General features: G+C 37.6%; 23 protein-coding genes. 4 read left to right on the forward strand and 19 right to left on the reverse strand.

Going from position 1 to position 24,754, the window contains the following annotated elements:
- Positions 1-69: 69 nt before the first annotated feature.
- From JOE44_RS03890 to JOE44_RS03915, 6 genes are all read right to left on the reverse strand, one after another.
- Positions 70-402, reverse strand: coding sequence for a hypothetical protein (locus tag JOE44_RS03890; RefSeq protein WP_209784418.1), 333 nt, complete (start codon positions 400-402; stop codon positions 70-72).
- A gap of 162 nt (positions 403-564) precedes the next feature.
- Positions 565-1,134 (reverse strand): Crp/Fnr family transcriptional regulator, encoded by a 570-nt coding sequence (locus JOE44_RS03895; RefSeq protein WP_209784419.1) that lies wholly within the window; start codon positions 1,132-1,134, stop codon positions 565-567.
- A 53-nt stretch (positions 1,135-1,187) separates the two neighbouring features.
- Positions 1,188-1,937 (reverse strand): siderophore-interacting protein, encoded by a 750-nt coding sequence (locus tag JOE44_RS03900; protein WP_209784420.1) that lies wholly within the window; start codon positions 1,935-1,937, stop codon positions 1,188-1,190.
- Between the two features lie 3 nt (positions 1,938-1,940).
- The gene (locus JOE44_RS03905) at positions 1,941-3,116 is read right to left on the reverse strand and encodes an MFS transporter (protein ID WP_209784421.1); all 1,176 of its coding nucleotides are present in this window, start codon (positions 3,114-3,116) and stop codon (positions 1,941-1,943) included.
- 84 nt (positions 3,117-3,200) lie between these two features.
- Positions 3,201-3,809: a hypothetical protein gene (locus JOE44_RS03910; RefSeq protein ID WP_209784422.1), complete on the reverse strand. Its 609-nt coding sequence runs from the start codon at positions 3,807-3,809 to the stop codon at positions 3,201-3,203.
- A 579-nt stretch (positions 3,810-4,388) separates the two neighbouring features.
- Positions 4,389-5,171, reverse strand: coding sequence for an AraC family transcriptional regulator (locus JOE44_RS03915; protein WP_209784423.1), 783 nt, complete (start codon positions 5,169-5,171; stop codon positions 4,389-4,391).
- Positions 5,172-5,242: 71 nt separating this feature from the next.
- Here JOE44_RS03915 and JOE44_RS03920 point away from each other — a divergent pair, with 71 nt between their 5' ends.
- Positions 5,243-6,448, forward strand: coding sequence for an MFS transporter (locus tag JOE44_RS03920; protein ID WP_245169700.1), 1,206 nt, complete (start codon positions 5,243-5,245; stop codon positions 6,446-6,448).
- An 11-nt stretch (positions 6,449-6,459) separates the two neighbouring features.
- Here the strand turns inward: JOE44_RS03920 and JOE44_RS03925 are convergent, their stop codons facing one another.
- Positions 6,460-7,167: a DUF421 domain-containing protein gene (locus tag JOE44_RS03925; RefSeq protein ID WP_209784424.1), complete on the reverse strand. Its 708-nt coding sequence runs from the start codon at positions 7,165-7,167 to the stop codon at positions 6,460-6,462.
- 56 nt (positions 7,168-7,223) lie between these two features.
- Positions 7,224-7,994 (reverse strand): MBL fold metallo-hydrolase, encoded by a 771-nt coding sequence (locus tag JOE44_RS03930; RefSeq protein ID WP_209784425.1) that lies wholly within the window; start codon positions 7,992-7,994, stop codon positions 7,224-7,226.
- Positions 7,995-8,086: 92 nt separating this feature from the next.
- On the opposite strand from JOE44_RS03930, the gene JOE44_RS03935 reads away from it, so the two are divergent.
- Positions 8,087-8,401, forward strand: a complete 315-nt coding sequence (locus JOE44_RS03935) for a helix-turn-helix domain-containing protein (protein ID WP_209784426.1) — start codon at positions 8,087-8,089, stop codon at positions 8,399-8,401.
- A 79-nt stretch (positions 8,402-8,480) separates the two neighbouring features.
- Positions 8,481-9,032, forward strand: a complete 552-nt coding sequence (locus tag JOE44_RS03940; protein ID WP_209784427.1) for a hypothetical protein — start codon at positions 8,481-8,483, stop codon at positions 9,030-9,032.
- A gap of 116 nt (positions 9,033-9,148) precedes the next feature.
- On the opposite strand, the gene bioA is transcribed toward JOE44_RS03940, so the two are convergent.
- The 5 genes from bioA to JOE44_RS03965 all read right to left on the reverse strand — a co-directional run bounded on the left by bioA (position 9,149) and on the right by JOE44_RS03965 (position 14,190).
- Entirely contained in the window at positions 9,149-10,441 is a 1,293-nt protein-coding gene (bioA, locus tag JOE44_RS03945) for an adenosylmethionine--8-amino-7-oxononanoate transaminase (protein ID WP_209784428.1), read from the reverse strand.
- Positions 10,442-10,814: 373 nt separating this feature from the next.
- Positions 10,815-11,798: a biotin synthase BioB gene (gene bioB, locus JOE44_RS03950; protein WP_209784429.1), complete on the reverse strand. Its 984-nt coding sequence runs from the start codon at positions 11,796-11,798 to the stop codon at positions 10,815-10,817.
- Positions 11,798-12,412 (reverse strand): dethiobiotin synthase, encoded by a 615-nt coding sequence (gene bioD / locus JOE44_RS03955; protein ID WP_209784430.1) that lies wholly within the window; start codon positions 12,410-12,412, stop codon positions 11,798-11,800. Before bioD ends, bioB begins: the two co-directional genes overlap by 1 nt.
- A gap of 52 nt (positions 12,413-12,464) precedes the next feature.
- The gene (locus JOE44_RS03960) at positions 12,465-13,574 is read right to left on the reverse strand and encodes an aminotransferase class I/II-fold pyridoxal phosphate-dependent enzyme (protein WP_209784431.1); all 1,110 of its coding nucleotides are present in this window, start codon (positions 13,572-13,574) and stop codon (positions 12,465-12,467) included.
- Positions 13,567-14,190 (reverse strand): hypothetical protein, encoded by a 624-nt coding sequence (locus JOE44_RS03965; protein ID WP_209784432.1) that lies wholly within the window; start codon positions 14,188-14,190, stop codon positions 13,567-13,569. The genes JOE44_RS03960 and JOE44_RS03965 overlap by 8 nt, the downstream gene beginning before the upstream one ends.
- Before the next feature lie 66 nt (positions 14,191-14,256).
- Between JOE44_RS03965 and JOE44_RS03970 the strand changes: the two genes are divergently transcribed.
- Entirely contained in the window at positions 14,257-15,747 is a 1,491-nt protein-coding gene (locus JOE44_RS03970; protein WP_209784433.1) for a PLP-dependent aminotransferase family protein, read from the forward strand.
- A gap of 508 nt (positions 15,748-16,255) precedes the next feature.
- Here the strand turns inward: JOE44_RS03970 and JOE44_RS03975 are convergent.
- Genes JOE44_RS03975 through JOE44_RS04000 form a run of 6 tightly spaced genes read right to left on the reverse strand, consistent with a single transcriptional unit; the run spans position 16,256 to position 24,749 of the window.
- Complete coding sequence (locus JOE44_RS03975; protein ID WP_209784434.1) at positions 16,256-17,440, reverse strand: PepSY-associated TM helix domain-containing protein; 1,185 nt, start codon at positions 17,438-17,440, stop codon at positions 16,256-16,258.
- Positions 17,441-17,442: 2 nt separating this feature from the next.
- The gene (locus tag JOE44_RS03980) at positions 17,443-19,911 is read right to left on the reverse strand and encodes a TonB-dependent receptor (protein WP_209784435.1); all 2,469 of its coding nucleotides are present in this window, start codon (positions 19,909-19,911) and stop codon (positions 17,443-17,445) included.
- Positions 19,898-21,286, reverse strand: coding sequence for an AMP-binding protein (locus JOE44_RS03985; RefSeq protein WP_209784436.1), 1,389 nt, complete (start codon positions 21,284-21,286; stop codon positions 19,898-19,900). The genes JOE44_RS03980 and JOE44_RS03985 overlap by 14 nt, the downstream gene beginning before the upstream one ends.
- A gap of 4 nt (positions 21,287-21,290) precedes the next feature.
- Positions 21,291-21,536: an acyl carrier protein gene (locus tag JOE44_RS03990; protein ID WP_047374822.1), complete on the reverse strand. Its 246-nt coding sequence runs from the start codon at positions 21,534-21,536 to the stop codon at positions 21,291-21,293.
- A 1-nt stretch (position 21,537) separates the two neighbouring features.
- Positions 21,538-22,941: an MATE family efflux transporter gene (locus JOE44_RS03995; protein ID WP_209784437.1), complete on the reverse strand. Its 1,404-nt coding sequence runs from the start codon at positions 22,939-22,941 to the stop codon at positions 21,538-21,540.
- On the reverse strand, positions 22,938-24,749 hold the full coding sequence (locus tag JOE44_RS04000) for an IucA/IucC family siderophore biosynthesis protein (protein WP_209784438.1): 1,812 nt from the start codon (positions 24,747-24,749) through the stop codon (positions 22,938-22,940). Before JOE44_RS04000 ends, JOE44_RS03995 begins: the two co-directional genes overlap by 4 nt.
- Positions 24,750-24,754: the final 5 nt, after the last annotated feature.

Consider the following 24,754-nt stretch of genomic DNA (forward strand, 5'->3'; position numbering starts at 1 on the left):
ACAGGTTAAATTGATATGGAATAATTAATGGATTGCTTTAAGGATAAAGCAATTTCAGGATAAAATCAATTAAGAAAGCCGCGGAGGCTGAAAAATCTGAGAAAGATATTGATTGGAGAAATCTTTTTCTTTGTAGATAGTGGTTTTCTTTGAAACCGTAATTTCTTTAGGTTTTTTAAATTCGAATGTCAACTCCGGAAGCTGAGCATGTACAGTTAGTACAATTGGTGGATTGATAAACGGCAGTTTCTGATCAGTGTCCCAGTCAGAATCCTGTTTATGGTTATCATAATGCTCCATTACAAATTCTGAAAAGCTACCGTGATATTCCATGAAATGCTCAACAAACATAGGTACTTTCAATACTTCCCCCGCATTGGTGGTAGCCAGTACATACATCATTGAACATAATATGGAGAACCATTTTAACATGGATGCAAATATAGGGCTTAAATTTTTCCTGAGAGCGCACCAGTATTAATTTTTTGAGAATTTTATCTAGTTTAAAAATGGTTTAAATAAATAATAGCGATTCAAAATAATGTTAGATTCACCAAACAAAAATTAAAGTCTGGATTTCAGCCGGCTTAGTGTTTCCTGTGAAATGTTAAGATAAGAAGCCACCATTTTATTGGAAAGCCTTCTTACAACAACCGGATTTTCATCCAGAAGCTGACGGTATTTTTCAAGAGCATCCTGAACAAGGAAAGACATCAGTCTTTTAGTATTATTCACATACGCTGTTTCCAGATAGATTCTGTAAAACTTTTCCCACTGCGGGATAATTTCCAGGAGGTGGTAAAAATTCTTATGGCTGATATAATATACTTCTGAATCCTCTACGGCCTCAATAAATTCCTCAGAGGGTTCAGAAGTAATGAAACTGGTAAGTGCAGTGGCAAACTGGTTTTCAAATGCAAAATATCGGGTGGAATCCTGTCCTTCTTCATTGATGAAAAATATACGTAGGCATCCATTCACTACAAAGAAGGTTCTCTGACTGTTTTGCCCGTTAGATAGCAGCATTTCATTCTTTTTTAACCGGATCGGTCTGAAATAAGAGAGAATCGTTTCCAATTCTGTATCCGTTACTGCTATTCTATTTTTAATATATGACGTTAAAAGTTCCTGCATGTAAGCAAAAATAAGGATAAATGGCTTTGCTTACCTCTTTTATTCCGTACTGTCTATGGATTTTCTGCCTGCCCGGCTTTCCAGTATGAACAGATGTACATCCCATGTGGATCCCAGTCCAGCGTTGTTTTGAAATAAGTACGAAGCTCATGTACAGTAGTGTATTCCGCAGCGATGTAAGCATATTCTTTTAAAACTCCGGATGGAAACTGAACAGATTTCACCATTTCAGCAAGCATACTTCCCTTCTCAGGATGAGGATTGTGCAGCCATTCAACCGAAATATCGGCTGCAGAACACAGAATAAGCTCGTCCTCTTTGCCGGATATCTCCAATAGGATCTTTGCGGATACATAAGACGGGAACTGTTCTGCAATGGCAAAGATAACAGGAAGCGCTGTTGCATCTCCTGCCAGCAGGTAAAAATCAGCATCAGGAATTAATGGTCTTGTACTTTCTTTCATTCCTACTTCTAATACATCGCCTGTGCAGGCCTTTAGTGCCCAGGCAGAAGCCGGACCATTATCACCATGAACAACAAAATCAATAGTTAATTCCCGATTTTCAAGATCAATTTTCCTGTTGGTATAGGTTCTGACGAGAGAAACGCCGTCCTCTTCAGTCGGGATAAAAATTTTATTGTTAGAACCGGAACCGACATTCGCCAACAACTCAGCCTGTTTGTCATCGATTTCAAATATCACACGGATAAGATGCGGAGTAAGATATTGCTTGTTTTTAACAATAAATGCAGAACGTATTTTTTTTGTTTTCTCTGCCTGAACTATTATAGAATTTTCCATTTTTTATTTTTTATTGAATAGTAAAATGATCATAGATAAAACACAGCTGATGCCTCCGAACAGATACACTGTCTGATAATCAAACCAGCCTGCAATCAATCCGGCAATAGGTCCTGCCAATCCTAATGACAGGTCAACGAAAGCTACATAAGCTCCCAATGCTGTTCCTCTCATCTGAGGTTTTACTTTTTGAATGGCAAGAACTCCCAAAGCCGGAAAAACCAGTGAGAATCCTACACCTGTTAATCCACATCCAAGTAAGGCTAATGTTTTGGAAGGAGATGTCCAGATGAGCATCTGTCCCGCTACTTCGATAATCAAAGAGATCAATGCTATTTTAAAACCTCCGTATTTATCCGGAAAAGAAGCGAATAAAATTCTGGTGAGGACATAGCAGGCTCCAAAAATCATAAAAGCAAGTGAGGCGTCACCCCAATTTTTTTGTGTGAAAAATAAGGCAATAAAAGAAGCGATACATCCAAAAGCCATTGATGAAAAAGCAAGACTCAACCCCTGACCGGATATTGCACCAATTACTTTGTAGAAAGGAGTTCGCACATGATCTTTATCTACCGGAATAGAAGGAAGTTTTGCGGTGGAAAGCCAGCTTACCAGCGGAAGTAAGGCAATCAGCATAAAAGCAGGCAGGATATGGTATTCTTTACTTAGCCAGATACTGATGGGAGCTCCAATGGCAATGCCTGCATACATGGCAATACCATTCCATGTCATTACTTTTCCGGAATTGGAGTGCCCTACGAGACCTATTCCCCACGTTAAAGCTCCGGTAACCAGGAAACTTTCACCAACTCCATGGATAATTCTTGCGATTAAAAGAAAGACCAGTGCCAGCAATGGATGAGCCTGAAATACGACAGCCAATACATAAACTATTCCGGCAATCACTGCCAGTATCACACCGGACATTTTGCTTTTCCTGGCTCCTTTTGTATCAGTGATTTTTCCGGAATAAGCACGGGTTAAAAGGGTTGACAACGACTGCAGACCAATGACAAGTCCTACAATAATACTGTCAAAACCTAAACTGTCCTGGACAAACCTTGGAAGTACTCCCAGGGCAATTCCTATTGTGAGATAAACCCCGAATACCGAAATGATAATCGGAGCAGTCGCCTGATAGAAATTAATAGTCTGTCCTTTTTCTAATGTTGTACTCATAAATTTTGTTTAAAATATTCGGGTGCAAAGGTCCCTGTACAACAAATAAAAAACTTTGATCTAGATCAAAAACGGTACATTAAATTAATCAAAATCGAGGAAGCTATCAGTAAGTTGTTTCCATTGTATTTTAGCAATTCCCATCATTCCACCTGCAGCCGTTGCAAGATTTCTAATCACATCAAGGAATTGAGCATTCCAGTTAGGCCTTTCATTTCGTCCGTATACTGCTGCTTTTACATGAGCTATATTTCTGGAAATCATAAAGGTTGAACTTGCTGCAGAACTGTAAAAATGAGCAATATGATGACTTTCTTTGTTTTGGGGATCTCTTGATGGCCTGCATGTCATCGATATACTTTCAGAAAAACTGTCCTGATAGAAACAGATATCTGTAATCTCTACCCAGTCGTACCCTTTTGCCTCAGGCTCTCCCGGACCCGGAATATCAATTCGGATGAAATCTCCTTTTTGAGGTTCGCGATCTACGGGATTCCCATCAAAATCATACAATTTAAATGCGGCAAATGCCTTACCACTATAACTTTCCCATTTATTAACTGAAAAAAATCTTTCTTTCAATGTTTTATACTTCAGCGGAATCAAATCCTGCTCAAATGCTTTTCGGCTTTCTGTATCATGGGAACCTCCGAATTTTTGTGCAGGAACTCCCTTGAATTTCTTTAGACTCATAGGATCGGTTTTAAGCAAAATAGGATAAAAACATTACAAAATTTTATGACTGGGGTCACAAAAGAGTTAAACAATTGTTTGAATATCGATTGATATAGACCTTGTTTTGATAATAATTCACTTTTTGTCAATTATCTATTTTTGGCGAAAATCATACGTACAATTCTTCAGATGGCGAATTATATTTAATTGGATATGATTTTCTACTCCTAATTTCGGAATCCTGAATAAAATGAAACACATTTAGTAAATAATTATTTTCACTTGAAATAAATAATTTTTAAAAAAAATGAGCTTATGATGTTTTGCATACCATGATTTTTGCTTATATTTGTGAATCGAAATAATTTTTTTTCATCATTTGTGTTTTTTTAAGGTCTTCATTCGTGGAGACCTTTTTGTTTTCAATAGCATCATAATTGAATATTGTCTATTGAAGTGGAAAAAAGAGTGAAATGTGAAATATTACCTTTTTAAATCTTTCCAATTTCTTTTCTATAAAGGAATGTATGATGTTTTAAGATGTCAATAACTCTCCTTTTTGATAAATTTCAACCCCCTTTGTACAGGTTTATAAGCCTATTGAATTGTTTTCATAAAATCTGTTGGTCTGAACTGCATTACAGACTGAAAGCTTCTGGTATATGCCTGAACACTCTTATACCCTACTTCATAAGCAGTTTCTGAAATCGTAAGATTACCCGAACTCAAATACTCCAGACTCTTGATAATACGAAGCATTTGCTGGTATTTGCTTAAAGTAAGCCCGGTTTCTTTTTTGAAAATACGTTCCAGGGTACGGAAAGATAAATGTGCCGTATCACTAAGATCTTCCATTTTGATTTCATTCCGGTAATGATTGTGCAGATGCTGTATAACTTTAGCAAGACGTTTATCTTTGGGAAGGCTGATGTGAAAGGTCAGTGAATGCTCTACAAATTGTGGCAGTTCGTTGAAAAGTGCCTTCAGGAATAGGTTTTCATTATGATCCACAGTCATCTGTTTAGACCACTTTTCTGCGTATTTTATCATTTCTTTCAATACAGGAGGAACAGAAAATACATTCACTTCATGATAGAAAGATTCTTGGGTACTGATATCGGCAAACATGATCATCAGCTTGATCTTTTCAGAATGAGAATTGGTTTTGTGAACAGCATTTGGAGGAATCCATACGGCATGATTCTGAGGAAGAAGATAGATTTTTTCTTCGATAGTAATATATTGAAACCCACTTTCTACATAAACAAGCTGCCCTTTCTGATGGTGATGAAGAACATCATCATGAATCCAGTTTTCTTCAAACCATACAAAATAAGGTTTCTTCAGTTCATCTATTTTTATGGTGCCGTTGATGTCCATGTCGTTTTAGGTTAAAACTTTGGCAAAATTAAACAAAATTACTGTACTAATTTTGTACAAAAGTTTTTATTATGATGAAGAATGAAGTAAAAAAGAATGCTTCGTATGTTTTATTACTTATTAATGTTCTGGTGGTTATACTCATTTCCAGTAACCTCCGTTCACCTATTGTGGCGGTTGCGCCTGTATTGGGAGAGATAAGAGATGTTTTGAAGCTGGACAATTTTCAGGTGAGCCTTTTAACCTCTATTCCACTGTTTATGTTTGCTGCCTGTTCGGTGCTGGTTAGCAGATTTTCCAATAAGTTCGGTATCAGCAAACTTCTGATGTACTCACTGATTATTCTGAGTTTCGGGTTGTTTTTACGAATCAGCGGATCTCTATGGCTTTTGTTTGTAGGGTCTATATTCATTGGGTTGGGTATCTGCATTGGAAATGTGGTTACTCCAGGATATGTTAAGAATAATTTCCCGAAACAGATTGGTCTCATGACCGGAATTTTTGCGGTATCTATGAACCTTACTGCTGCTTTAGCTTCAGGGTTCAGTGTAAAAATCGGGGAACTGACAGGGTTTGGATGGAAAGGTTCTCTGGGGATCTGGCTGGTGATTGCTGCATTGGGTTTTCTTGTTTTATCATTGGAGTTCATATTTAATAAAAGAAATCCGGTTCAATCTCAAACCGCACTCAGTACTTCAGATTTTAATATGTTTAAATCTCCTCAGGCATGGAATATCAGCATTTTTATGGGGCTTCAGTCATTGTTTTACTATTGCCTTGTAGCGTGGCTTCCTTCATTTCTTTCAGATTTTCATATGCAGGGAGAAAGTTCCGGCTGGGTTTTCTTTGTGATTCAGATTACCATGATTCCTGTAACATTCTGTTGCCCGATTATTGCCAGTAAAATGAAAGATCAGAGACTCATGATACTTTTTATCTGTGCTTTGATGTTTGGAAGTACCATGATGTTTGTCTTCCTAAAATCTCAATGGATCTATGTGAATGCAGTGATCATAGGGATTTCTAATGGATTATCTTTCAGTCTTTCGATTCTGTTTTTTTCTACAAGAACGAAAAGCAGTATCAATGCTGTTAAAATATCAGGAATGGCACAGTCTGTAGGATATCTGATTGCGGCATTCGGACCTCCGTTGTTTGGAAAGCTTCATGATTGGGATATTTCCTGGAACAGCTCGTTTTATTTATTAAGTGGTGCTGTACTGCTGATGTTGTATTTTGGAATGAAAGCGGCGAGAAATAAGTTTGTAGAAGATTAAGATAGTCAAGGTCAGGTAACACGTCTTTTATTGTGGGATGCTACCCATTCTTCTTTTTGGCATTTTGGGCAGCTTCCTGCATTACCTGCTTTTTTATGCTCTGTATACCCACAGAATATACAAGAGTAATATCTTTCCTCATGAATATATTGTAACGGATTATGTAATGAGTCTGGCATAATAGGAAGCCCGTATCTTACAGATTCATCTTCGAAAAAGAATACACTGATCTCTCCTGATATTTCTTCTATAGCCATTTCAACCTGCCCAAGTTGCGAAACTCCTTTTAGCCTCAACTCTGCAAAGAATTCGTCACTCCCAAGGTTTTCTTTTTGAAAGTTTTTAATTGAAAATTCACCATTTTCTACCAGGCAGATAGATTTTCCTTCGACTAGATTTTCAAATTTTTTACTTTTTCCGATAAAATAGGTCACAATAGAATATAGAAGAATAATAACAATAAAAACAATAAGGGATGAAATAATTCCGACATCCTTGTTAAACATAGGATCTCCTGCGGCCGATCCCAGGCCAATAATCACTACCAACTCAAAGATTGAGAGTTGTTTTACTCCTCTTTTTCCTAAAATTCTAAGTCCGATGATAATAGCAAGGAACATAATCATGGTACGAAGAATGATCTCTAAAAGAAAAGACCATTCTTCGTGTCCCAGTAATAATTCTTTCCAATCAAGATTTAAGAGAAAAACTGACAGCATACAAATTATTTATCAGGAAATATTCAAAAAACAAGCCATAGCTTCTGTTATTTATTTCATTTCTGTTTCAGGCTTACCTCTTCTCCATCTTTCAGTATGAAACATTGGTTTTCGAGCCCTTTTTCTGTTATTTTTCCCTGAATAAATTTTCGGTCTTCTCTGCAATGGCTCACTGCTTCCAGATGGGTTATCCAAACCGTAGACTCCGGTGCATGTTCACAGACTTTTACAATGTCTTCACTGGTCATAATAATAGGATCTCCTACAGAAAAAGTGGCGGCTCCTCCTGCCACAATGATATGTTGAGGATTATGTTTATCAATTTCCTGGGCAATTTCATCATACCAAATAGTATCTCCTGCGATGTAAACTGATGTATGCTCTGTTTTAAAAACAAAACCATTTACAATTCCCATTTTCTCTCCTATTTCTCCGGTTCCATGCTGGCCTTTGGTGGTAGATATCTCAATATTTTTCCATTGAAGCTGATCATTCACAGCGATCACGTTGGTAAATCCCTGTTTTGAAATTTGGTCTGAAATAATCCCTGAACAAATAATCGGAATATTTTTATCAAGAAGTTCTATGGCTGCAGCATCCCAATGATCAGGATGAAGATGGGTGACGGCAACGGCATCTATTCCTTGTAATTTTTTTAATAATTCATCTTTACTGAAAGGCAGATTTACGAGAGGATTCAGTAATTCACTATCTGTCATGGGCATTTTTCCCATAGATCCTTTTTCTCCCAACATAGGATCTATCAGGATGGAAATTCCATCAATATTCAATAGCAATGTTGCATTGCGCCATAATTGTAATTTCATTTTGACTAAGTTTGTAGAGCAAAGCTATTGCCTGATCAAGGTAAAACAATCGAAGGTTACCAAAAGGTTAACTATAAATATTCAATTGATGTATGAATTTTGAAGAATTTAAAAACTGTGGATTAAGACGAAGCCTGAATATTCTTTCGGGCAAATGGAAACCGCTGATTCTACATAACCTTTTTGAAGAAGATCAGGTACGGTTTGTGGAACTTTGGCGAAGTATGCCCAGAGTTTCCAAGAAAGTACTTGCCGAGCAATTGAAACAGCTGGAAGAAGATCTTATTATTGAACGGATTGAAGTGTATAATTTTCCACCGGAAGTGTATTACAAGCTTACTGAAAAAGGAAAAAAGCTAGGGCCTATCCTTTCTCAATTACATCTGTGGGGAAATGAGCTCAAATAGCAGTGTTTATTTAATATTTTATATATTGGCGAAAGTTACCATGTAATTTTGGTATAAAAACTAATAACAATTTTTACCAATGAAAAGAATCATTATTTTGATCTCCTGTGTATCATGTATATGGGCTGCTGCTCAAATAGCACCGCCACCTACTATCCAAAGATCAACGACATCCCGGGGACTTACCGTCAACTCAAGAAAAGGGACATTAATTGAGAAGAAAATCAGCACTCTGGGTACGTTTAAAAACCTTAATATTCAAAAGATTGTAACGAAAGATGTTTCTGATAATTCATCAGATCGTTTTCTGGGAATCATGTATGAATATGAAACCTTTGATGAGATATCAAAAAAGACATTGACTATTGATAAAAATGAATTGGGAAAACTGATTCAGGCTCTTCAGATGGTAGAACAGAAAGAAAATGAAAAGACAAACCAGGAAACCAAATATAAGTTTGTTACAATGAGCAATATTGAGTTTGGAAGTGTTTATCGGGAAAAACTTTCTTCGTGGGTTAATTATATAAAAATTCCTTCTCACTATTCTAATCAGAGCTTACAGGAATTCAATAAAGATGACCTGAAAGAATTGATTGCTCTTTTGAAGAAAGCTGAACAGGAACTTTAAAAAATCCTGAGCTGCAATCGTTGTCAATAGGTAAACATAAAAACCTTATAGGTGTACAAAACCTATAAGGTACATTTAAAAAAATTAAAAATAATTATTACCGGAGCAGGATCAATTTAATCTTTAAACTGATCCAGAACTTCCATAATATTCTGATATACAAAATCCAATTCTTCGGATGTAATGCAATATGGCGGAACCAGATATATTACATTTCCCAACGGCCTCATGATAATCCCTCTCTGTAAGAATTCATTGTAAAGCTTCTTCCCTATTTCATTGAAATAAGAAGTACCATTCCCGGTTTTGAAATCGAAAGCTAAAATAGTTCCAATCTGTCGAACCTTTTCTACATGAGGATGCAAAGCAAGTGCTTTCACAAACTCTGAATGCTGATAAGTGATGCGGTTGATATTCATTTGAGTTTCATTTGTCAACAAGAGTTCCATACTGGCCAAAGCCGCTGTACAGGCTAAAGGATTGGCTGTAAACGAGTGCCCGTGAAATAAGGTTTTATAACGATCATCAGAAAGGAAAGCATCATAGATTTCATTGGAACAGGTGGTAATTCCCATTGGCATTGTTCCTCCTGTAAGCCCTTTTGAAAAACACATGATATCCGGTTTCTGTGTAAGATAATCTGCTGCGAAAAGCTTACCCGTTCTACCAAATCCTGTAAAAACTTCATCCTGAATCATAAGAACACCTTCTTCCCTGCAGCATTTCATCAGCTGGCTAAGGTCCTCAGCTTTATACATCAGCATTCCGGCCGCTCCCTGCACTAATGGTTCGTAGATAAAGCAAGCCACTTCATCAGCCAGTTCTTTAATCTGTTTCTGAAGGCTTTCCAGATTTTCTGTATTGGGTGTATCGATAAAAACAACTTCAAACAGCATGCTTTCAAAAGGCCTTGTCCAGAAACTTTTTTCACTTACAGACATGGCACCGAAGGTATCTCCGTGATAAGCATTTTTAAAAGCTAAAATCTTCGTTTTCTTTTTTTCCTTATTGTATGCATATTGAATACACATTTTTAAAGCCACTTCCACTGCAGTAGAGCCATTATCAGAGTAAAAAACCTTCGCCTGGCCAGCCGGAAGAATTTTCAGTAGATTTTCTGAAAGTTGTATGGCAGGTTCATGGGTAAATCCTGCAAAAATAACTTGCTCAAGGGTGTTTAACTGTTCAAAAACACGCTGTGCGATATAAGGATGAGAATGCCCGTGCAGCGTCACCCACCATGATGAAACAACATCCAGATATTTTTTTCCTTCGTTATCATAAAGGTAAATTCCTTTTCCTTTTACAATGGGAATGGCATCATCAGCTGTTTTCATCTGCGTATACGGATGCCAGTTGACGGCTTTATCTTTTTGCTGCAGGCTGATTTCTTTTTTTATTGTATTCATATATTGATGTAAAAAAGATAATGAGTGATGGAGATGGATTTAACAATAGTTTAGTTGGATTTGATCGCAAAGGCGCAAAATTTATCATAGAGAGTGATTATTTTAAGAAGCAAGAAAATCAAAGATTTTCAGCAAGTTCAACGTTTATTAAGTCGTTGACGCATATCATTTGTACATAATCAATTTTATCGGAGATAAAATCCTTGCGCCTTAGAACATTATTTACCTTAAAAATATTTGCGTCTTTGCGTTTTCCAACCTATATCAGATTAACACAGGTTATAAAAATTCAAAAACCAATTTTGCAATAAACTCTATAATACTCATAATCCAGCTCATCACTCATAATTTATCATTCATAATTTATAATTACCTAGCAGCATGTTTCTTTTTTCATCATAGGTTTCAGTCCCAATGTCTGAAGCATCTGCATATCTTCAGAAACTCCAGGATTAGGGGTTACCAATAATGTTTCTCTTTCTCCTGTAAAAATGGAATTGGCACCTGCCATAAAACACCATGCCTGTTCTGTTTCTGACATTTCTATACGGCCGGCACTTAATCTCACCATAGAAGAAGGCATTACAATTCTTGCTGTAGCGATCATTCTTACCATTTCCCAGGTATGTACTTTTTCATTATCTTCTAATGGAGTTCCTGCTACTCTTGCTAAAGCATTGATTGGAACAGATTCCGGGTGTTTTGGCATTGTTGCCAACGTGAGAAGCATTGAAATTCTGTCTCTGTGCGTTTCACCCAGTCCGATAATTCCTCCGGAGCACACGGTGATTCCTGCATTTCTTACATTGTTGATGGTATTGATCCTGTTGTCAAATGTTCTGGTAGAAATGATCTCTTCATAATATTGCTCAGAGGTATCAAGATTATGATTGTAGGCATATAATCCTGCTTCCTGAAGTCTGATAGCCTGTTCTTCGGTAAGCATTCCCAAAGTGCAGCAAACTTCTAATCCAAGTTCATTCACTCCTTTTACCATGTCAATAACTCTGTCAAAATCACGGTTATTACGAACTTCACGCCATGCTGCTGCCATACAGAATCTTGAAGATCCGGAATCTTTTGCTTTCTGAGCATGGGCAATTACTGTTTCCGTAGGCAATAAAGCCTGTACTTTGATATTCGTGTGATAACGGGCCGCCTGTCCGCAGTATGAACAGTCTTCAGGACATCCGCCGGTTTTGATGGATAATAAAGTAGAGATCTGTACTTCAGAAGGGTCATGCCATTCGCGGTGTACGGTGGCTGCCTTGTAGATCAGTTCCATCAGAGGAAGGTGATAAATTTCCTCAATCTCTTCTTTAGTCCAGGTGTTTCTCAATGTTGTTTTTGTATCCATTATCCTATTTTTGTTATTGTTAATTGCTTTGCAGCATGTTGTATAGATTCCTTATCAGTACTTTTGACTTCTGGAATCTTGATAATTTTTGTTTCTTTTTCGATAAAACTGCAGATCACTCTTTCCGTATCTTCCGGGAAATCTCCGTTAAGAATTAAATATTCCAATGGGATCTCTCTCTGTTGTAATGCGATGATTGATAATAAACTGTGATTAATACATCCCAAATAATTTCTTACTACCAATGCAGCCGGAAGGTTTAATTCTTCTATCAGATCGATCATGAATGTAGAGTCAGATAAGGGTACCATAAGGCCTCCTGCTCCTTCTACAATCAATGGATTTCCGGTTTTTGGGAGTTGAAAATCATTCAGGTTTATGGTGATATTTTCTTCTCTTGCGGACTGATGTGGTGATGCAGCCCGCTGTAAACGATAGGTTTCCGGGTAGCATATTGTATGATCTGTCCAGGCTTCAATTTTATGGCTGTCTGTGTAATCCAGATCGCCTGACTGTATGGGTTTCCAGTATTCTGTTTTAAAATGCTGAACCAAAACAGCCGAGCAGACTGTTTTTCCGATTTCGGTTCCTATTCCTGTTATAAATAATTTCATGTTTTCGGGATTCGAGATTCGTGTTGCGAGGTTTGAAAGCTTATTTTTTGTTTTAAATAAATTCTCTAATAATTTCTGTCAGTTTTACAATTTCCTCTTCTGTATTAAAGCTGTGAAGGCAAATCCGCAGTCGTTCACTTCCTTCTTTTACGGTGGGACTGTAGATTGCGTAGGTTAAAAATCCTTCCTCAGATAAAGTGTCCTGTAATTGTTTCAGTTTTTGATTATCCGGAATTACAATGGCCTGAATGGGGCTTGTTTCCGCTGATGGAGAGTCTGAATTTCTGCTTCGGAAAACTCTGATATTGTGCTGAAGTTTTTTTGCGAGATCCTGATGCTGATCTAAAAATTCATACCCGATTTTTATACTCATCCACTGGAAATCCTGTGCGGAAGTAGTGTAAATAAATGGGCTTGCAAAATTGATCAGGTAAGATTTCACTGTTTCATTGCATAGGATTGCTGCTCCATGGGCTCCGAGAGCTTTTCCATAGGTTACAACTGCTGCAGAAACCTGGTTCTGTAATTGATATTTTTCAACCAATCCATATCCGAAAATACCAAAAGAATGGGCTTCATCAACAATCAGAGACGCATTATACTGATCAGCAAGCTCAGCAATTTTCTGAATAGGAGCAAAATCTCCTTCCATAGAGTACAAACTTTCTATTGCGATATAACAGTGTCTATTTTGTTTCTTTAAAACATTTTCAAGATCTTCAATATCATTGTGCTTGAATTTCAGCTTTTTTGCATTTGATAATCTGCAGGCATCATGTACCGACCGATGAATCTGTTCGTCTACAATTATTATATCATGACGGCTGGGAAGCGTAGAAAATAAGGCCAGATTTGCATTGTATCCGGATGGAAAAAGTAATGCAGATTCAAACTGATGTTTCTGAGCAATATCATTTTCTACAGAGACCGCAATATCACTGTTTCCACTAATAAGCCTTGAGCCTGTACTTCCTGAAAGCAATTGAGGGTTGTCTGTAATCTTTTGCAGTAGTACATGTTGAAGTTCTTCACTTTTTGCCAACCCCAAGTAATCATTAGAATAAAAATCAATTCCATCAGATTGAAGCCGCAAACGTCTTAATGTTCCTTCCTCTTTTCTTTTGTTAAGAGATTCCTGAAAATGAGTGCTATTACTAAGCATAATTCAACTGAGCTACTTCTTCTGTAACAGCATTAATCCATTCTTCGTGCAGGGCTTTTTCTATTGTTAAAACATGGTCCGCATGCTCTTTCCAATCTGGTGAAAATTCATTAAGCTGGTTGATCATTTCTTCAAGATGGCCTTCTTCCTCAAGAATAATAGATTTTACCATAATTCTGGAAGAAGCTTCGGTAAGAACCTGCTGGTAAACAGGATAAAGTTCATCAGCACGAACCTCAATAGCATAGGTTACAAAAAGGTATGCGGCATATTTAATATCTGTTTTATTAAGATTGAAAGCTTTCTGAAGATAACGGCAGGCTTTAATATCCAATGAGTGAAGATATTGGCTTGTTGCTATCGGAGCCAGAAGTTCCATACTTTCGTAGGTTTTGCATAACTCAGGATCTATTTTCCCGATCTGTTTTTTTAGATAATAAGCATGGCGGTGCTCTTCGGCAGCATGTTTCAGCTGGATCTGAGAAACCAATGTAGGATGTTCACATTTTGATATTTTTCTTGCACCGGCATTTTCCATAAAAGAAAGTGTATTCAGCCATTTGGCGTGGGTACTTCCTTCCTGTACAATTTTTTTTAACAGATGATGAAATTCCATAGATTTTTATTTTGATGTCAAAAGTAGTATATTGCCGGATGGTTGTATTGTGCCAGTTTTGATGTTATGGATAGTCCGGTTAAGATTCCTTATGAAAGTTTTATAAAGATTGATAGAAAATCAGAGACTTCTATCTATTTGCAGATTGCGAATCAATTAGTCAATGCGATCCAAAGAGGTTTTCTTCCTTTTGGAACAAAGCTTCCCGGAACAAGAACGTTCAGTGAAATGCTGGAAATCCATAGAAATACTGCTGTTGCTGTGTACGATGAATTATCGGCTCAGGGCTGGACAGAGAGTTTTCCGAATAAAGGAACCTTTGTGATTGGAAAGGATCAGGAGAAACCTGTAAAAGTGAACGATTTTGAGCAAAATAACCTTCAAAACTACCCAATATCAACCGGTTTTTCATTTAAAACATCCAATATTTTAGATAATCCTTTTGAACATTCGGATTGTGAATATGTCTTTAATGATGGAGTGCCGGATATCCGTTTGACGCAAATCGGACAACATTCCCGGTTTTACAGCTCTATTTTGAAGCGTAAATCCAACCAGAAGACTTTGGGACATTATAATCATGACGGAAGTGAGTTTTTTAAAGAACATTTATCTCAATATCTGAATCTCTCCCGTGGACTTCCTATTTCTAAGAACAACCTACTCATAACCCGAAGTACGGAAATGAGTATTTATATTGTTTCCGAAATTCTTCTTTCGGCTGGTGATACTGTGTTAGTAGGAGCCTTAAGCTATTTTTCTGTCAATATGATCTTTATGAAAGCGGGTGTTGATATTGTCTCTATTCCCATTGATGAGGAAGGAATTATTGTAGAAAGTGTAAGAGAAGCCTGTAAAAAGCAGAAAATACGGATGCTTTACCTGACACCCCATCACCACTATCCTACTACCGTTGCTTTGAGTGCTCAGAGAAGATTTGAGTTATTAGAGCTAGCGAATGAATACGGATTTATTATTCTGGAAGACGATTATGATTATGAATTTCATTATGATAAAAGCCCTATTCTTCCGTTAGCCAGCGCCGATACCAACGGAATGGTAATTTATATTGGTTCATTCGGAAAGTCTTTAGCTCCGGGATTCAGGACTGGATTTATTGTAGCTCCGGAAAATCTGATGACCGAAATGCGTAAATATCTGGGAATTATCGACAGACAGGGTGATATCCTGATGGAAAGGGCACTTGGAGAAATGATTGCAGAGGGAGAAATCAACCGTTATCTGAAGAAGTCTTTAAAAGTATATCAGGAAAGACGTGATCATTTTACTTTGTTACTGGAAGAAAATCTGGGTAATTTGATCTCCTTCCAAAAGCCTTCCGGAGGTCTTGCGATTTGGCTGGAATGGAATATCCATTTGAACCTGATGCAGCTAAGCCGGAACTGTGCTAAGGATAACCTTTTCATTCCCAAAACGCTTTTGTATCAGAACAAAGGGCTTACCGCCATGCGACTGGGATTTGGGGATCTTAATTTTGAAGAAATGAACAAAGGAATTGAGGTTTTTTCAAAAAATGTGAAGGGACTGATTGGGTGATTAGAATAGATAATTGTACCGTTTTATGGATCTGCAGGAAAATTATGAGGTATCACTTGCTGAAAATCTTTGATTTTCTTACGCCTTAAAAAGTTATAAGATTAAAAAACTTTGCGCCTTTGCGATTTCAAAAAAAATACTTTATCAAAAGAATATTTTAGTTTTGAACGCAAAGGCGCAAATGAAATCAAAAATAACTTGTTTTTAAGGCGCAAGGATTTTATCTGCGATAAAATTGATACTGGATATTTAAAAATAAGAAGTTATCTAACTTTTAGATTTATTTTAATCACAAAAGACACAAAAGTTTTAACCACTTAAGTTTTTTAAAGTTAAATTTCATGCATAATAAAGTACACCTAAGTTTTGAAAATCTTTGATTTTCTTCTTATGTAAACTTATTGTGCGGTATCATTTTAAACTTATTAACGGTTAAATGTTCAAAATAAAATCTTTTGTGACTTTTGTGGTTTAAAAAAAAGCAAAAGTCCCTTTACAGAGGCTTTTATTAATGTTGAGAAGGGAAAATTACTTTGTTTTTCTTATGTTTTGGTTTCTTCTTTTTCTTATTCAAATAGATGACAAAACCTGTAATCGGGAGTGATAGTGCGATAACAGCGGCCAGAAAATAAATAATTCTGGTGGTCAGCCCAAGGATACTTCCGGTGTGAAGATCATAATTTCTTTCTCTTAATGCGGTTCCATATCCGATATTTTTGTTTTTATAAGATTGAGATTTTACAATATCTCCTGAATACTGATCCAAATTAAAATGTTCATTTCTATATTGCCTTCCGTCATAGGTCAGTTCAGCATAATATGTTCCTTCTTCCGATCTTGGAAAATTGACAAGCGCTGATTTCTTATCTTTCAATCCTTTTTCCATGGTATTTCCGATGAGATTGAGAATATTTTCACGGTTTGAAGATTCTCCGGAAGGAATGGTACTTTTGGCTTTCTTTTCTGTAATGTTTCCGTTCAGTGTATTCTTTACCCATTTGTCTACATCTTCAAAGCTCCATATCAATGCGGAATAAGAGATTAAGAGTAAAGGAATCACAGCATAAAACCCCAGCACATTATGAGCGTCATAGTTAATCCTTTTCCAATTAGCAGATGTTTTAATGAAAAACATTCCTTTCAACATGGCTTTACTCATTTTTCGGGGATACCATATCACAAGTCCCGATAAAAGGATTACAGCAAAAATCAATGTGGAATAACCGGTAATTGTTTTTCCAATTTTTTCTCCCAGCAGAAGTCTTCTGTGAAGATCCAGTACAATTTCAAAGAAATCTTTTTTGGCATCTTCTACTTCCTGTACTTTTCCCGTGTAAGGATCTACATAAATCCGGTAATAATAAAGATAAGTTCCCCAATACGTCCATGCTTCCTCATCCATTTTGAGCGTGCGGAAGACATAGGTTCGTGAGGGATCGGAAGACATTACCACTCTTTTGACTTTCAAACCTTCAGGAAGTGCTTTTTCTGCTTTTTCCGTAAGTTCTGATAATGAAAGTTTTTTTCTTCCGATATTTTCAACGAAATATCTGTTAGGATGAACAATATGTTTTAATTCTTCTTCAAAAGCCAGGATGCATCCTGTAGCGGCCATGATAACAACTATAAGCCCGGACGTTAGTCCGAGCCATAGATGTAACTGATATGCAATTTTTCTAAACTTTAACTTCATTCTTAAAATTTAAAGCTAACCTCAGCAACAAAGTTACGAGGCATCTGAGCTACTACCACTCCCTGCCCTGCAAAATATTGCACATTGCCCAGATTATTCATTTTAAATCCTAATCTGTATCTTTCTTTTTCAAGGGAAATGGAAGCATTCACCAACGTATAAGCTGGGAATGCAAACTGTCCGGTAAGTACTTTGTTTCCGGTAAGCTGTTTTCCTACACGGTTTACCCCAAAGCCAACTCCAAGTCCCTGAAGTCCTCTGATAGGAAGAATATAACTGATCCATGAATTGAATACATTCGCAGGACCTGCAGATTCCGGACGACGGCCATCTACAGCGGGATCTGCTTTTTCATATCTGCTGTGGTTGTAGGCATATCCGGCCATAATATTTAATCCCTGAACAGGATTCATAATGGTTTCTATTTCAATTCCTTTACTTCTCTGTTGTCCATCCTGAATCACAATATTGTATTCTTTTCCGTCTCGGATCACTCCGGTTCCTCTCTGGATATTGTCAACAAGGATATCATAATATGAAACGGTAAAGTTAACCTTGTTTCTCCAAAGGTTTCCTTTGATTCCTACTTCCCACTGATTGGCCATCTGTGGTTTCATATCTCCGCTATAATCTGCCAATTGCTGGGTAATAGGTGCTGTATAGCTGAAACCATTCATATAGTTACCATAAGCAGATAGTTGATCTTTAAGGATTTGGTATACAACGCCTACTTTTGGAGACCATGCTGTTTGTTTGAATTCTCCAGCGCGTTTGTTGTCATTCAAATTAAGTTGTCCTTTACTTTCATAATGGTCCATACGCAAACTGATCAAGGTAGTTAAACGGTCGGTAATATGGGTTACATTTGAGATATAAGCTCCATAAAGATTGGATGCTGTGGTATTTCTTACCAATGGAGATTTACCCGCCAGGATTGCAGCCTGGGTAACCGCCTGAATTTTTTGCAGCGCCAGATCTTTGGATATGTTACCATATATTCCAGTCACTGGTGCTACCACTGGCCCTGAAGGATTTGTCCCATCGATATAGTCATATACCACAATCGGGGAATGGTTATTGTTGATGGTCTGATTAAGATAATCTAACCCAATCAGCACTTTATTTTTAATTTTACCGATGTTAAATTCTCCGTTAAAGTTCTGCTGGACACTTGTAGAAGAAGCTTCCGAGTTCTGCCACTGTACATTACGTTCCAACAGAGCATCACTGGTTGTCCCTCTGATAAACTGATATTGATATAATCCTTCCGTTTTTCTGAAGTTTCTTGAAAGTAAAGTTTGCGAAGTCCATTTGTCTGAAATTTTGTAGTTAACCTCAGCTTTTACATTGATGGATGGAGCTTTTAGGGTCATATCATTGTTGGAGTATGACCTTTTCCAATCGAAGCCAAGTTCATCAGGGTTGTGAGCAACATAAGGCCTTGTTCTGGTCAGGAAAATAATCGGAGTATTTGTTCCTTCATAATTGTAAATCTGAGCTCCCAGGTTGAACTTAAGTCTGTCATTCACCTGATAACTTATCGTAGGAGCTACAAAAAATGATTTTCTGAATTCGGAATCCCTGAATCCATTTTGGTACTGATAAGCAGCATTTAAACGAAACAGCATATTTCGTGATTCTGTAATGGGACCATAAACATCAGCGGTTACACGGTTCAGGTTGTAGCTTCCCATCAGATAAGAAGCTTCTCCTCCGAAATAATCTTTAGGTTTTTTGGTGACCGCATTAATCAAACCTCCAAAAGAAGTTACAGCACCTCCGTACAATGTTCCGGAAGGTCCTTTGATTACTTCCAGACGCTCAAGATCGGCAGGATCTATCTCACCATTGGTAGTTGCCGGAACACCATCTACCATAGATACTTTGGTTGGAAAACCTCTAAGGCTGTAGTAGAAACTTCCATCTCCTGAACCTCTTCCCGGACTTCCCTGCATTTTTACCATTCCCGGAACATTTTTCAATACTTCCGAAATATCATAAGTAATCTGCTCTTTCATGATCTGTTGGTTGATGCTTGTATAAGCCTGTGGATTTTCAAGAGCTTTTAAAGGCATTTTGCCCACTGAAGTACTGTCTTTATCCAAAAATTTATTTCTGCTCACTGCGTATACGGTGATTCCCTCAATCACATTATTGTGTAACGGGGCGTAGATCGCAGGAATTTCGTGGACATCTTTCTGAATGTAGATTTGCTCTCTCATCAGTTCAATGTCATTTAAAACCACCTGAAGCGTATATTCTCCAGGTGGCACATTTTCAAAGTAATATTCTCCTAAATTATTTGTTTTTGCCTGATAAGACGTGTTGACAAGTCTTAAAATTGCATTTTTTACCGGCGACTTTTCAGACAGCATGATCTTGCCATGAACTCTGTCGCCCTGCTGTGCAGAAAGCGAGTTTGAAGATAAAGCAAGACCAAGAAGTAATATAAGGGTTTTAGATGTTTTCATGCTGTAAGTTTTGTAACAGGGGATAGTTTATTTTACCGTTTTGTGATAATGGGAATGATTCTATAAGTTCGACACGTACATATTGTGGATTGATACGCAGTTTATTTTTGATGGTCTCGGTGATGATCTGAGGATCAATGTCCGGATTGTCATACAGCACAACGATTTTTTTATCATTGGCATTCAGACATACGAAGGTATTGCCCTGCATTTCATTTTTAAGAATAAATTCTACCTCATCCAGATTCAGACGTATTCCGAAAAGCTTCATGATACGCTTTATTCTTCCTGTGATATAATAGATTCCGTTCTCCCCTTTTCTGGCGGTATCTCCGGTATGTAGTACGGAAGGTTGCTCATAAGTGGCAAGATCCTCCAGTTTGTTGGCATAACCTCCAAAAATACTGACATGTGAAAAAAGAAGTTCATCCGTGTCAGGATCAATCTTGAAGTTTCCTCTCTCTACAACAGTTCCAATAGAGGTTTCTTCTTCAAGGAGTCCTTCCGTCGTAAGATAAGCCATTCTTCCTCCAGCTTCCGTCTGACCATATTGAGCAAAAAAATCTTTTTTAAATTCATGACAATACGTGAAAATTGTTTTTCTCAATTCAGCATTAATCACGCCTCCGGTATGGGTAAAATACCTCAGACTTGGAGAATCTTTTCTGAAAAATCCTATTCTGTTCAGGTTCTCATAAAGAAAAGGAACTCCACCTAAAGTACTGTAGCCGTACTCTTCCATTTCGTCCCAGAATGCTTTCTGCATAATGTCTTTATCTGTACATACAATTCTTCCTGCGCGTATACAGTTCGTAGTGAAAATAGAGAATCCGTATACGAAGTTGATAGGAACGTTTAAAGGAACCACATCGGATTCCTTAACGGGCATATACTGAAGGATGCTCAAAGCATTCTGGTAAAGGCTTTCATCGGATAATTTCACCAACTTCGGAACACCCGTAGTACCGGAAGTACTCAAAAGGATCTTGATTTCGGAATGAATGGTAATTTCACTCTTATAATCATCCTTTGCAAAGATTCTGATGTTGTCCGAGAATTCTTTCAGGCTGTATCCTTCAATGGTTTCTCTTTGCGGATCAAAGATATATTTTGGACGGTATTCTGCCTCAATACGTGCTTTGAATTCCTCATGCAGTTTCTGTCCCAATACCGCAATCGTATGAGCTGTTCCATAAAAATTGAGGAGAACCTCAATACTGGGCAGCTGATTGTCATTGTACAAAAAGAGGAGCCCTTTTTCTACGGGGTTTAAGCCTAGAGACCGGTACAGTGTTCCCACCGGTATTGTTGTACCGGTGGAAGCATCTGTAAACTCCAAGTTCTTATTGGCAATTACATTTTCTAAAATTTTCATATGCTTAGTTTTCTACGAATACTTCGTATTTTTTCATTTTTTCGCGAATCTTTCCGACGGTTCCCATCTCCAGAATATCGTTAAAATCAAATTTGATCTGATAAAACTGTTCAAGCGCTTCTACGATAAGAAGATGAGACATAGAATCCCATTCCGGGATTTCCTGATAGGTTAGTTTTTCATCTACCAATTCTTTCTTGATTGCAATGGCAGAGGCAATAATTTCATAAAATTCTTCTGTAGTGTTCATTTTAAATTTTTATAGTTTTCCATTTTCCATTTCTAAAAATCATCAGGAATAGTACGGCCAATACAATTTCCGAAGAAACGATGGCGGTAAATATTCCTCTCAGTTCCCAATGAAGTCTTACTCCTAACAGATAAGCCATAGGAAGCTGAATCACATAAAACATGACGAGATACAACAACGTTACCTGTAATATGTTTCCGGCTGCATTCAAAGCACGGCTGATTACCATGGTGAATCCTAACAGCAGATAAGCCATAGATACCACATGAATATACTGAACTGCATATCTTGCGACCTCAGGTTCTGTAGTGAAAAATTTCACCACATATTCCGCTGCAATCTGCCAGAATAAGGCTACAATAACCAGATAGGTCATGTTGATGGTTCCCGCTCTCCATACTGTTTTTTCTGCGCGTTCAGGCTCTCCGGCACCCAGATTCTGTCCTGTAAGAACGCCTGCTGCATTTCCTATTCCCCAGGCAGGCATTGTAGCTACTGAAGCAATACGCTGAGCTATAATATATCCTGCAAGAGCAGTTGTTCCGAAAGTAGATATGATCTTCACCATAATCAGCCAGCTGGATGTGGGGATGATATATTGAACCAGTCCTCCAAAGGCTATTTTCAGAATCTTCTGCAGTAATGGTACATCAAGCTGAAAAGGAACTCTGATGCTGATACTGGTTTTACCGGACAGAAATATAAAAGCCTGGTATAAGACTCCTAACAATCTTGATAAAACGGTAGCATAAGCCAATCCCATTAATCCAAAAGCAGGAATAAATCCTACTCCGAAAACAAGGATTACCGCCAATATGATATTGGAAATATGACAGATCCAAAGTGATTTCATCGCAATATCTGCATCACCCGCACCTCTGAAAAGTCCATTTATTGAAAGTCGCAGAATGACAAGTCCGATACTCAGAAATACCAGTCTTGAAAAAGAAACGCCTTCAGTTACTGCCTTGGCATTAACTCCCAGGAAATCCACAATTTCTGTTGCAAAATAGCTGGAAACCCCACCAATAAGCACCGCAAAAAGTAAAGCAAGAAGGATGATATACTGAGCTGTTCTGCCCATTCCTTCCTGATCTTTTTCACCTGCTCTTCTGGCTGTGAGAGTAGCTGCAGCAATGCCTAACCCTACTGCGATGGCATAAGCAAAGTTGATGTAGTTATCTGTAATTCCCACAAGGCCCAGAACTTTGTCTCCTAATTTTGCAATAATCAATAGATTGACGCTCACAAAAACAGATTCCATGACAAGTTCCATTACCATGGGAATGGCAAGGCTAAAAATGGAACGGTTGATACTTCCGGAAGTCAATTCAACTTTTTTCCCGGCTATGGCTCCATACGTAAAAACCGCTCCTTCTTTTAGTATATGCAGGAATTTCCTCATACTGCTGCTACTGAATTTTTATTGGCAATCTGGTACAGAGGATTTGGCAACGCTCCATCTTTTCTCGGAATGGCAAATGCTTTATTTTCACTGTAACCATTGTTTTTCAGTCGCAGACTGTTGATATAGAATCTTTTGAATGCAGGAACATACAGGTCATACTTTTCGTATCGTTCCTGAAGATGCGTGTTCTCAGCTTTATAGTTTTCTACACAGTTGTGAACCAGTTCCCAGAATTTTTCTTCTTTAAAGTCTGAATACGTATGCAGTGCATTTGAAAGATATCTGAAGAAAGCATCGAAAACTCCCAGCAAAATAAACAACGGGATATTTTCTTTGTTAGAAGACTGTATCAGGCCATCTGCAAGGTGTGCAGGAAGCTTTTCTCTGGCTTCGGTTGTTAAAACGATATCATCCACAAAATCTTTAATTACAATTCTCTGTGGAACTCCGTTTTTCAAAACAACCATAATGTTTTCTCCATGAGGAGTGACACATAATGAATGCGTGTAATAGATGTGCAGTAATGGCGTAAGATAAGCATCAAGATAGCTTTCAATCCACTTTTCAATACTCAGGCCTGCTTTTTCTGCAAATGCCTGAACCAATGGAACCCCACTTTCGTCTACATAAAGTAAAGAAGCCATGGTAACCATTTGCTCATCCTCTTTCAGATAATTTTCGGCACTTTCTCTCCATAATGCTCCAAGGAATTCATTATATTGATAAGGTACGCTGGCAATAGCTCCATATTGTGGATGCAGATAAGTGATAGCAGCTTCTTCTCCTAAGAAAATGGTTTCTTTATTTTCCAGGTATGCATCATCTTTTATTAATCCTTTTACCCAATCGGTAATAGCCGGAGCAATTTTCATCTGTTTAGGAGATAGTCCTCTGATATTTCCTGTACTCAGAATAGAAACAGCTGTTTTTAAATATCTTTTCTTCGGATGATCTACATTGAATAAAGTACGGATACTCTGCTGTGGACTGTAAGTATCACTACCCTCACCCATTGGGATTAAAAGCCCTGAAGCAAGATCGCCTGCAAAATGAATCTGAAGTTTATGTTCCCACTGCCATGGATGTACCGGGATAAAATGATAGTCTTCAACAATTTTTCCTTTACTGATCAGCTGCTGCTGAAAATCATTATACAGCAAATCTCCTATTTCAGAACGATAAAACTGCTCTCTGTCAATATGTTCCAAAGATTGGAATGATGATCTGCTTTTATGGGAAGCCAACCAGATTACTTTTAAATTTTCATCAGCTTCAGGCGCAAATGTTTTCAGATCGCGTGGAGAAAAACCTAATCGGCTTTTGTTCACAATGACCCACGGATGTCCGGTCATATTGTGCTCTACCGTTTGATAATCTGCATCAGCAAGATCTTTTGAAGACATTACTCCTTTAGATAAAATCAAAGCATCACAATACAGTGTATGCAGTAATTCTTCTGTATATCTTGCAATGGTATAAGGATCCAGGTCAAATACAGTCTGCATTTCCAGGAAGAAAGCCGCTACGTCTATAGCAGATAGATCTTCACCATTTTCGGTTTTAGTAATGCTGTCTTTATCAATATGCCAGTAATCCATCATTCTCTCCTGCCCACGGAAGTTGTAGGCAATATTTTCAAGTCCGGTTTCAAGTTTAAAAACTGTATATCCGTCTTTATCTTCAAAAGTTACCACAGGTTTTAGAAGCTCTTCGTGCATCAGTTCTGCGATGGTTTTGGCCATTAATTTTCTGTTAGCCTGATTCCAGTTTTCCTGGCTTACTGTATTTTTTAAGTTGGTGTTCATTTTTT

The organism is Chryseobacterium sp. PvR013 (genome assembly GCF_017833095.1).
GTDB lineage: Bacteria > Bacteroidota > Bacteroidia > Flavobacteriales > Weeksellaceae > Chryseobacterium > Chryseobacterium culicis_A.

What these genes read in the sequence shown, in the direction of transcription:
- JOE44_RS03890 (WP_209784418.1), bottom strand. Translation starts at nt 402, where the DNA reads ATGATGTATGTACTGGCTACCACCAATGCGGGGGAAGTATTGAAAGTA.
- JOE44_RS03895 (WP_209784419.1), bottom strand. Translation starts at nt 1,134, where the DNA reads ATGCAGGAACTTTTAACGTCATATATTAAAAATAGAATAGCAGTAACG.
- JOE44_RS03900 (WP_209784420.1), bottom strand. Translation starts at nt 1,937, where the DNA reads ATGGAAAATTCTATAATAGTTCAGGCAGAGAAAACAAAAAAAATACGT.
- JOE44_RS03905 (WP_209784421.1), bottom strand. Translation starts at nt 3,116, where the DNA reads ATGAGTACAACATTAGAAAAAGGACAGACTATTAATTTCTATCAGGCG.
- JOE44_RS03910 (WP_209784422.1), bottom strand. Translation starts at nt 3,809, where the DNA reads ATGAGTCTAAAGAAATTCAAGGGAGTTCCTGCACAAAAATTCGGAGGT.
- JOE44_RS03915 (WP_209784423.1), bottom strand. Translation starts at nt 5,171, where the DNA reads ATGGACATCAACGGCACCATAAAAATAGATGAACTGAAGAAACCTTAT.
- JOE44_RS03920 (WP_245169700.1), top strand. Translation starts at nt 5,243, where the DNA reads ATGATGAAGAATGAAGTAAAAAAGAATGCTTCGTATGTTTTATTACTT.
- JOE44_RS03925 (WP_209784424.1), bottom strand. Translation starts at nt 7,167, where the DNA reads ATGCTGTCAGTTTTTCTCTTAAATCTTGATTGGAAAGAATTATTACTG.
- JOE44_RS03930 (WP_209784425.1), bottom strand. Translation starts at nt 7,994, where the DNA reads ATGAAATTACAATTATGGCGCAATGCAACATTGCTATTGAATATTGAT.
- JOE44_RS03935 (WP_209784426.1), top strand. Translation starts at nt 8,087, where the DNA reads ATGAATTTTGAAGAATTTAAAAACTGTGGATTAAGACGAAGCCTGAAT.
- JOE44_RS03940 (WP_209784427.1), top strand. Translation starts at nt 8,481, where the DNA reads ATGAAAAGAATCATTATTTTGATCTCCTGTGTATCATGTATATGGGCT.
- bioA (WP_209784428.1), bottom strand. Translation starts at nt 10,441, where the DNA reads ATGAATACAATAAAAAAAGAAATCAGCCTGCAGCAAAAAGATAAAGCC.
- bioB (WP_209784429.1), bottom strand. Translation starts at nt 11,798, where the DNA reads ATGGATACAAAAACAACATTGAGAAACACCTGGACTAAAGAAGAGATT.
- bioD (WP_209784430.1), bottom strand. Translation starts at nt 12,412, where the DNA reads ATGAAATTATTTATAACAGGAATAGGAACCGAAATCGGAAAAACAGTC.
- JOE44_RS03960 (WP_209784431.1), bottom strand. Translation starts at nt 13,574, where the DNA reads ATGCTTAGTAATAGCACTCATTTTCAGGAATCTCTTAACAAAAGAAAA.
- JOE44_RS03965 (WP_209784432.1), bottom strand. Translation starts at nt 14,190, where the DNA reads ATGGAATTTCATCATCTGTTAAAAAAAATTGTACAGGAAGGAAGTACC.
- JOE44_RS03970 (WP_209784433.1), top strand. Translation starts at nt 14,257, where the DNA reads ATGGATAGTCCGGTTAAGATTCCTTATGAAAGTTTTATAAAGATTGAT.
- JOE44_RS03975 (WP_209784434.1), bottom strand. Translation starts at nt 17,440, where the DNA reads ATGAAGTTAAAGTTTAGAAAAATTGCATATCAGTTACATCTATGGCTC.
- JOE44_RS03980 (WP_209784435.1), bottom strand. Translation starts at nt 19,911, where the DNA reads ATGAAAACATCTAAAACCCTTATATTACTTCTTGGTCTTGCTTTATCT.
- JOE44_RS03985 (WP_209784436.1), bottom strand. Translation starts at nt 21,286, where the DNA reads ATGAAAATTTTAGAAAATGTAATTGCCAATAAGAACTTGGAGTTTACA.
- JOE44_RS03990 (WP_047374822.1), bottom strand. Translation starts at nt 21,536, where the DNA reads ATGAACACTACAGAAGAATTTTATGAAATTATTGCCTCTGCCATTGCA.
- JOE44_RS03995 (WP_209784437.1), bottom strand. Translation starts at nt 22,941, where the DNA reads ATGAGGAAATTCCTGCATATACTAAAAGAAGGAGCGGTTTTTACGTAT.
- JOE44_RS04000 (WP_209784438.1), bottom strand. Translation starts at nt 24,749, where the DNA reads ATGAACACCAACTTAAAAAATACAGTAAGCCAGGAAAACTGGAATCAG.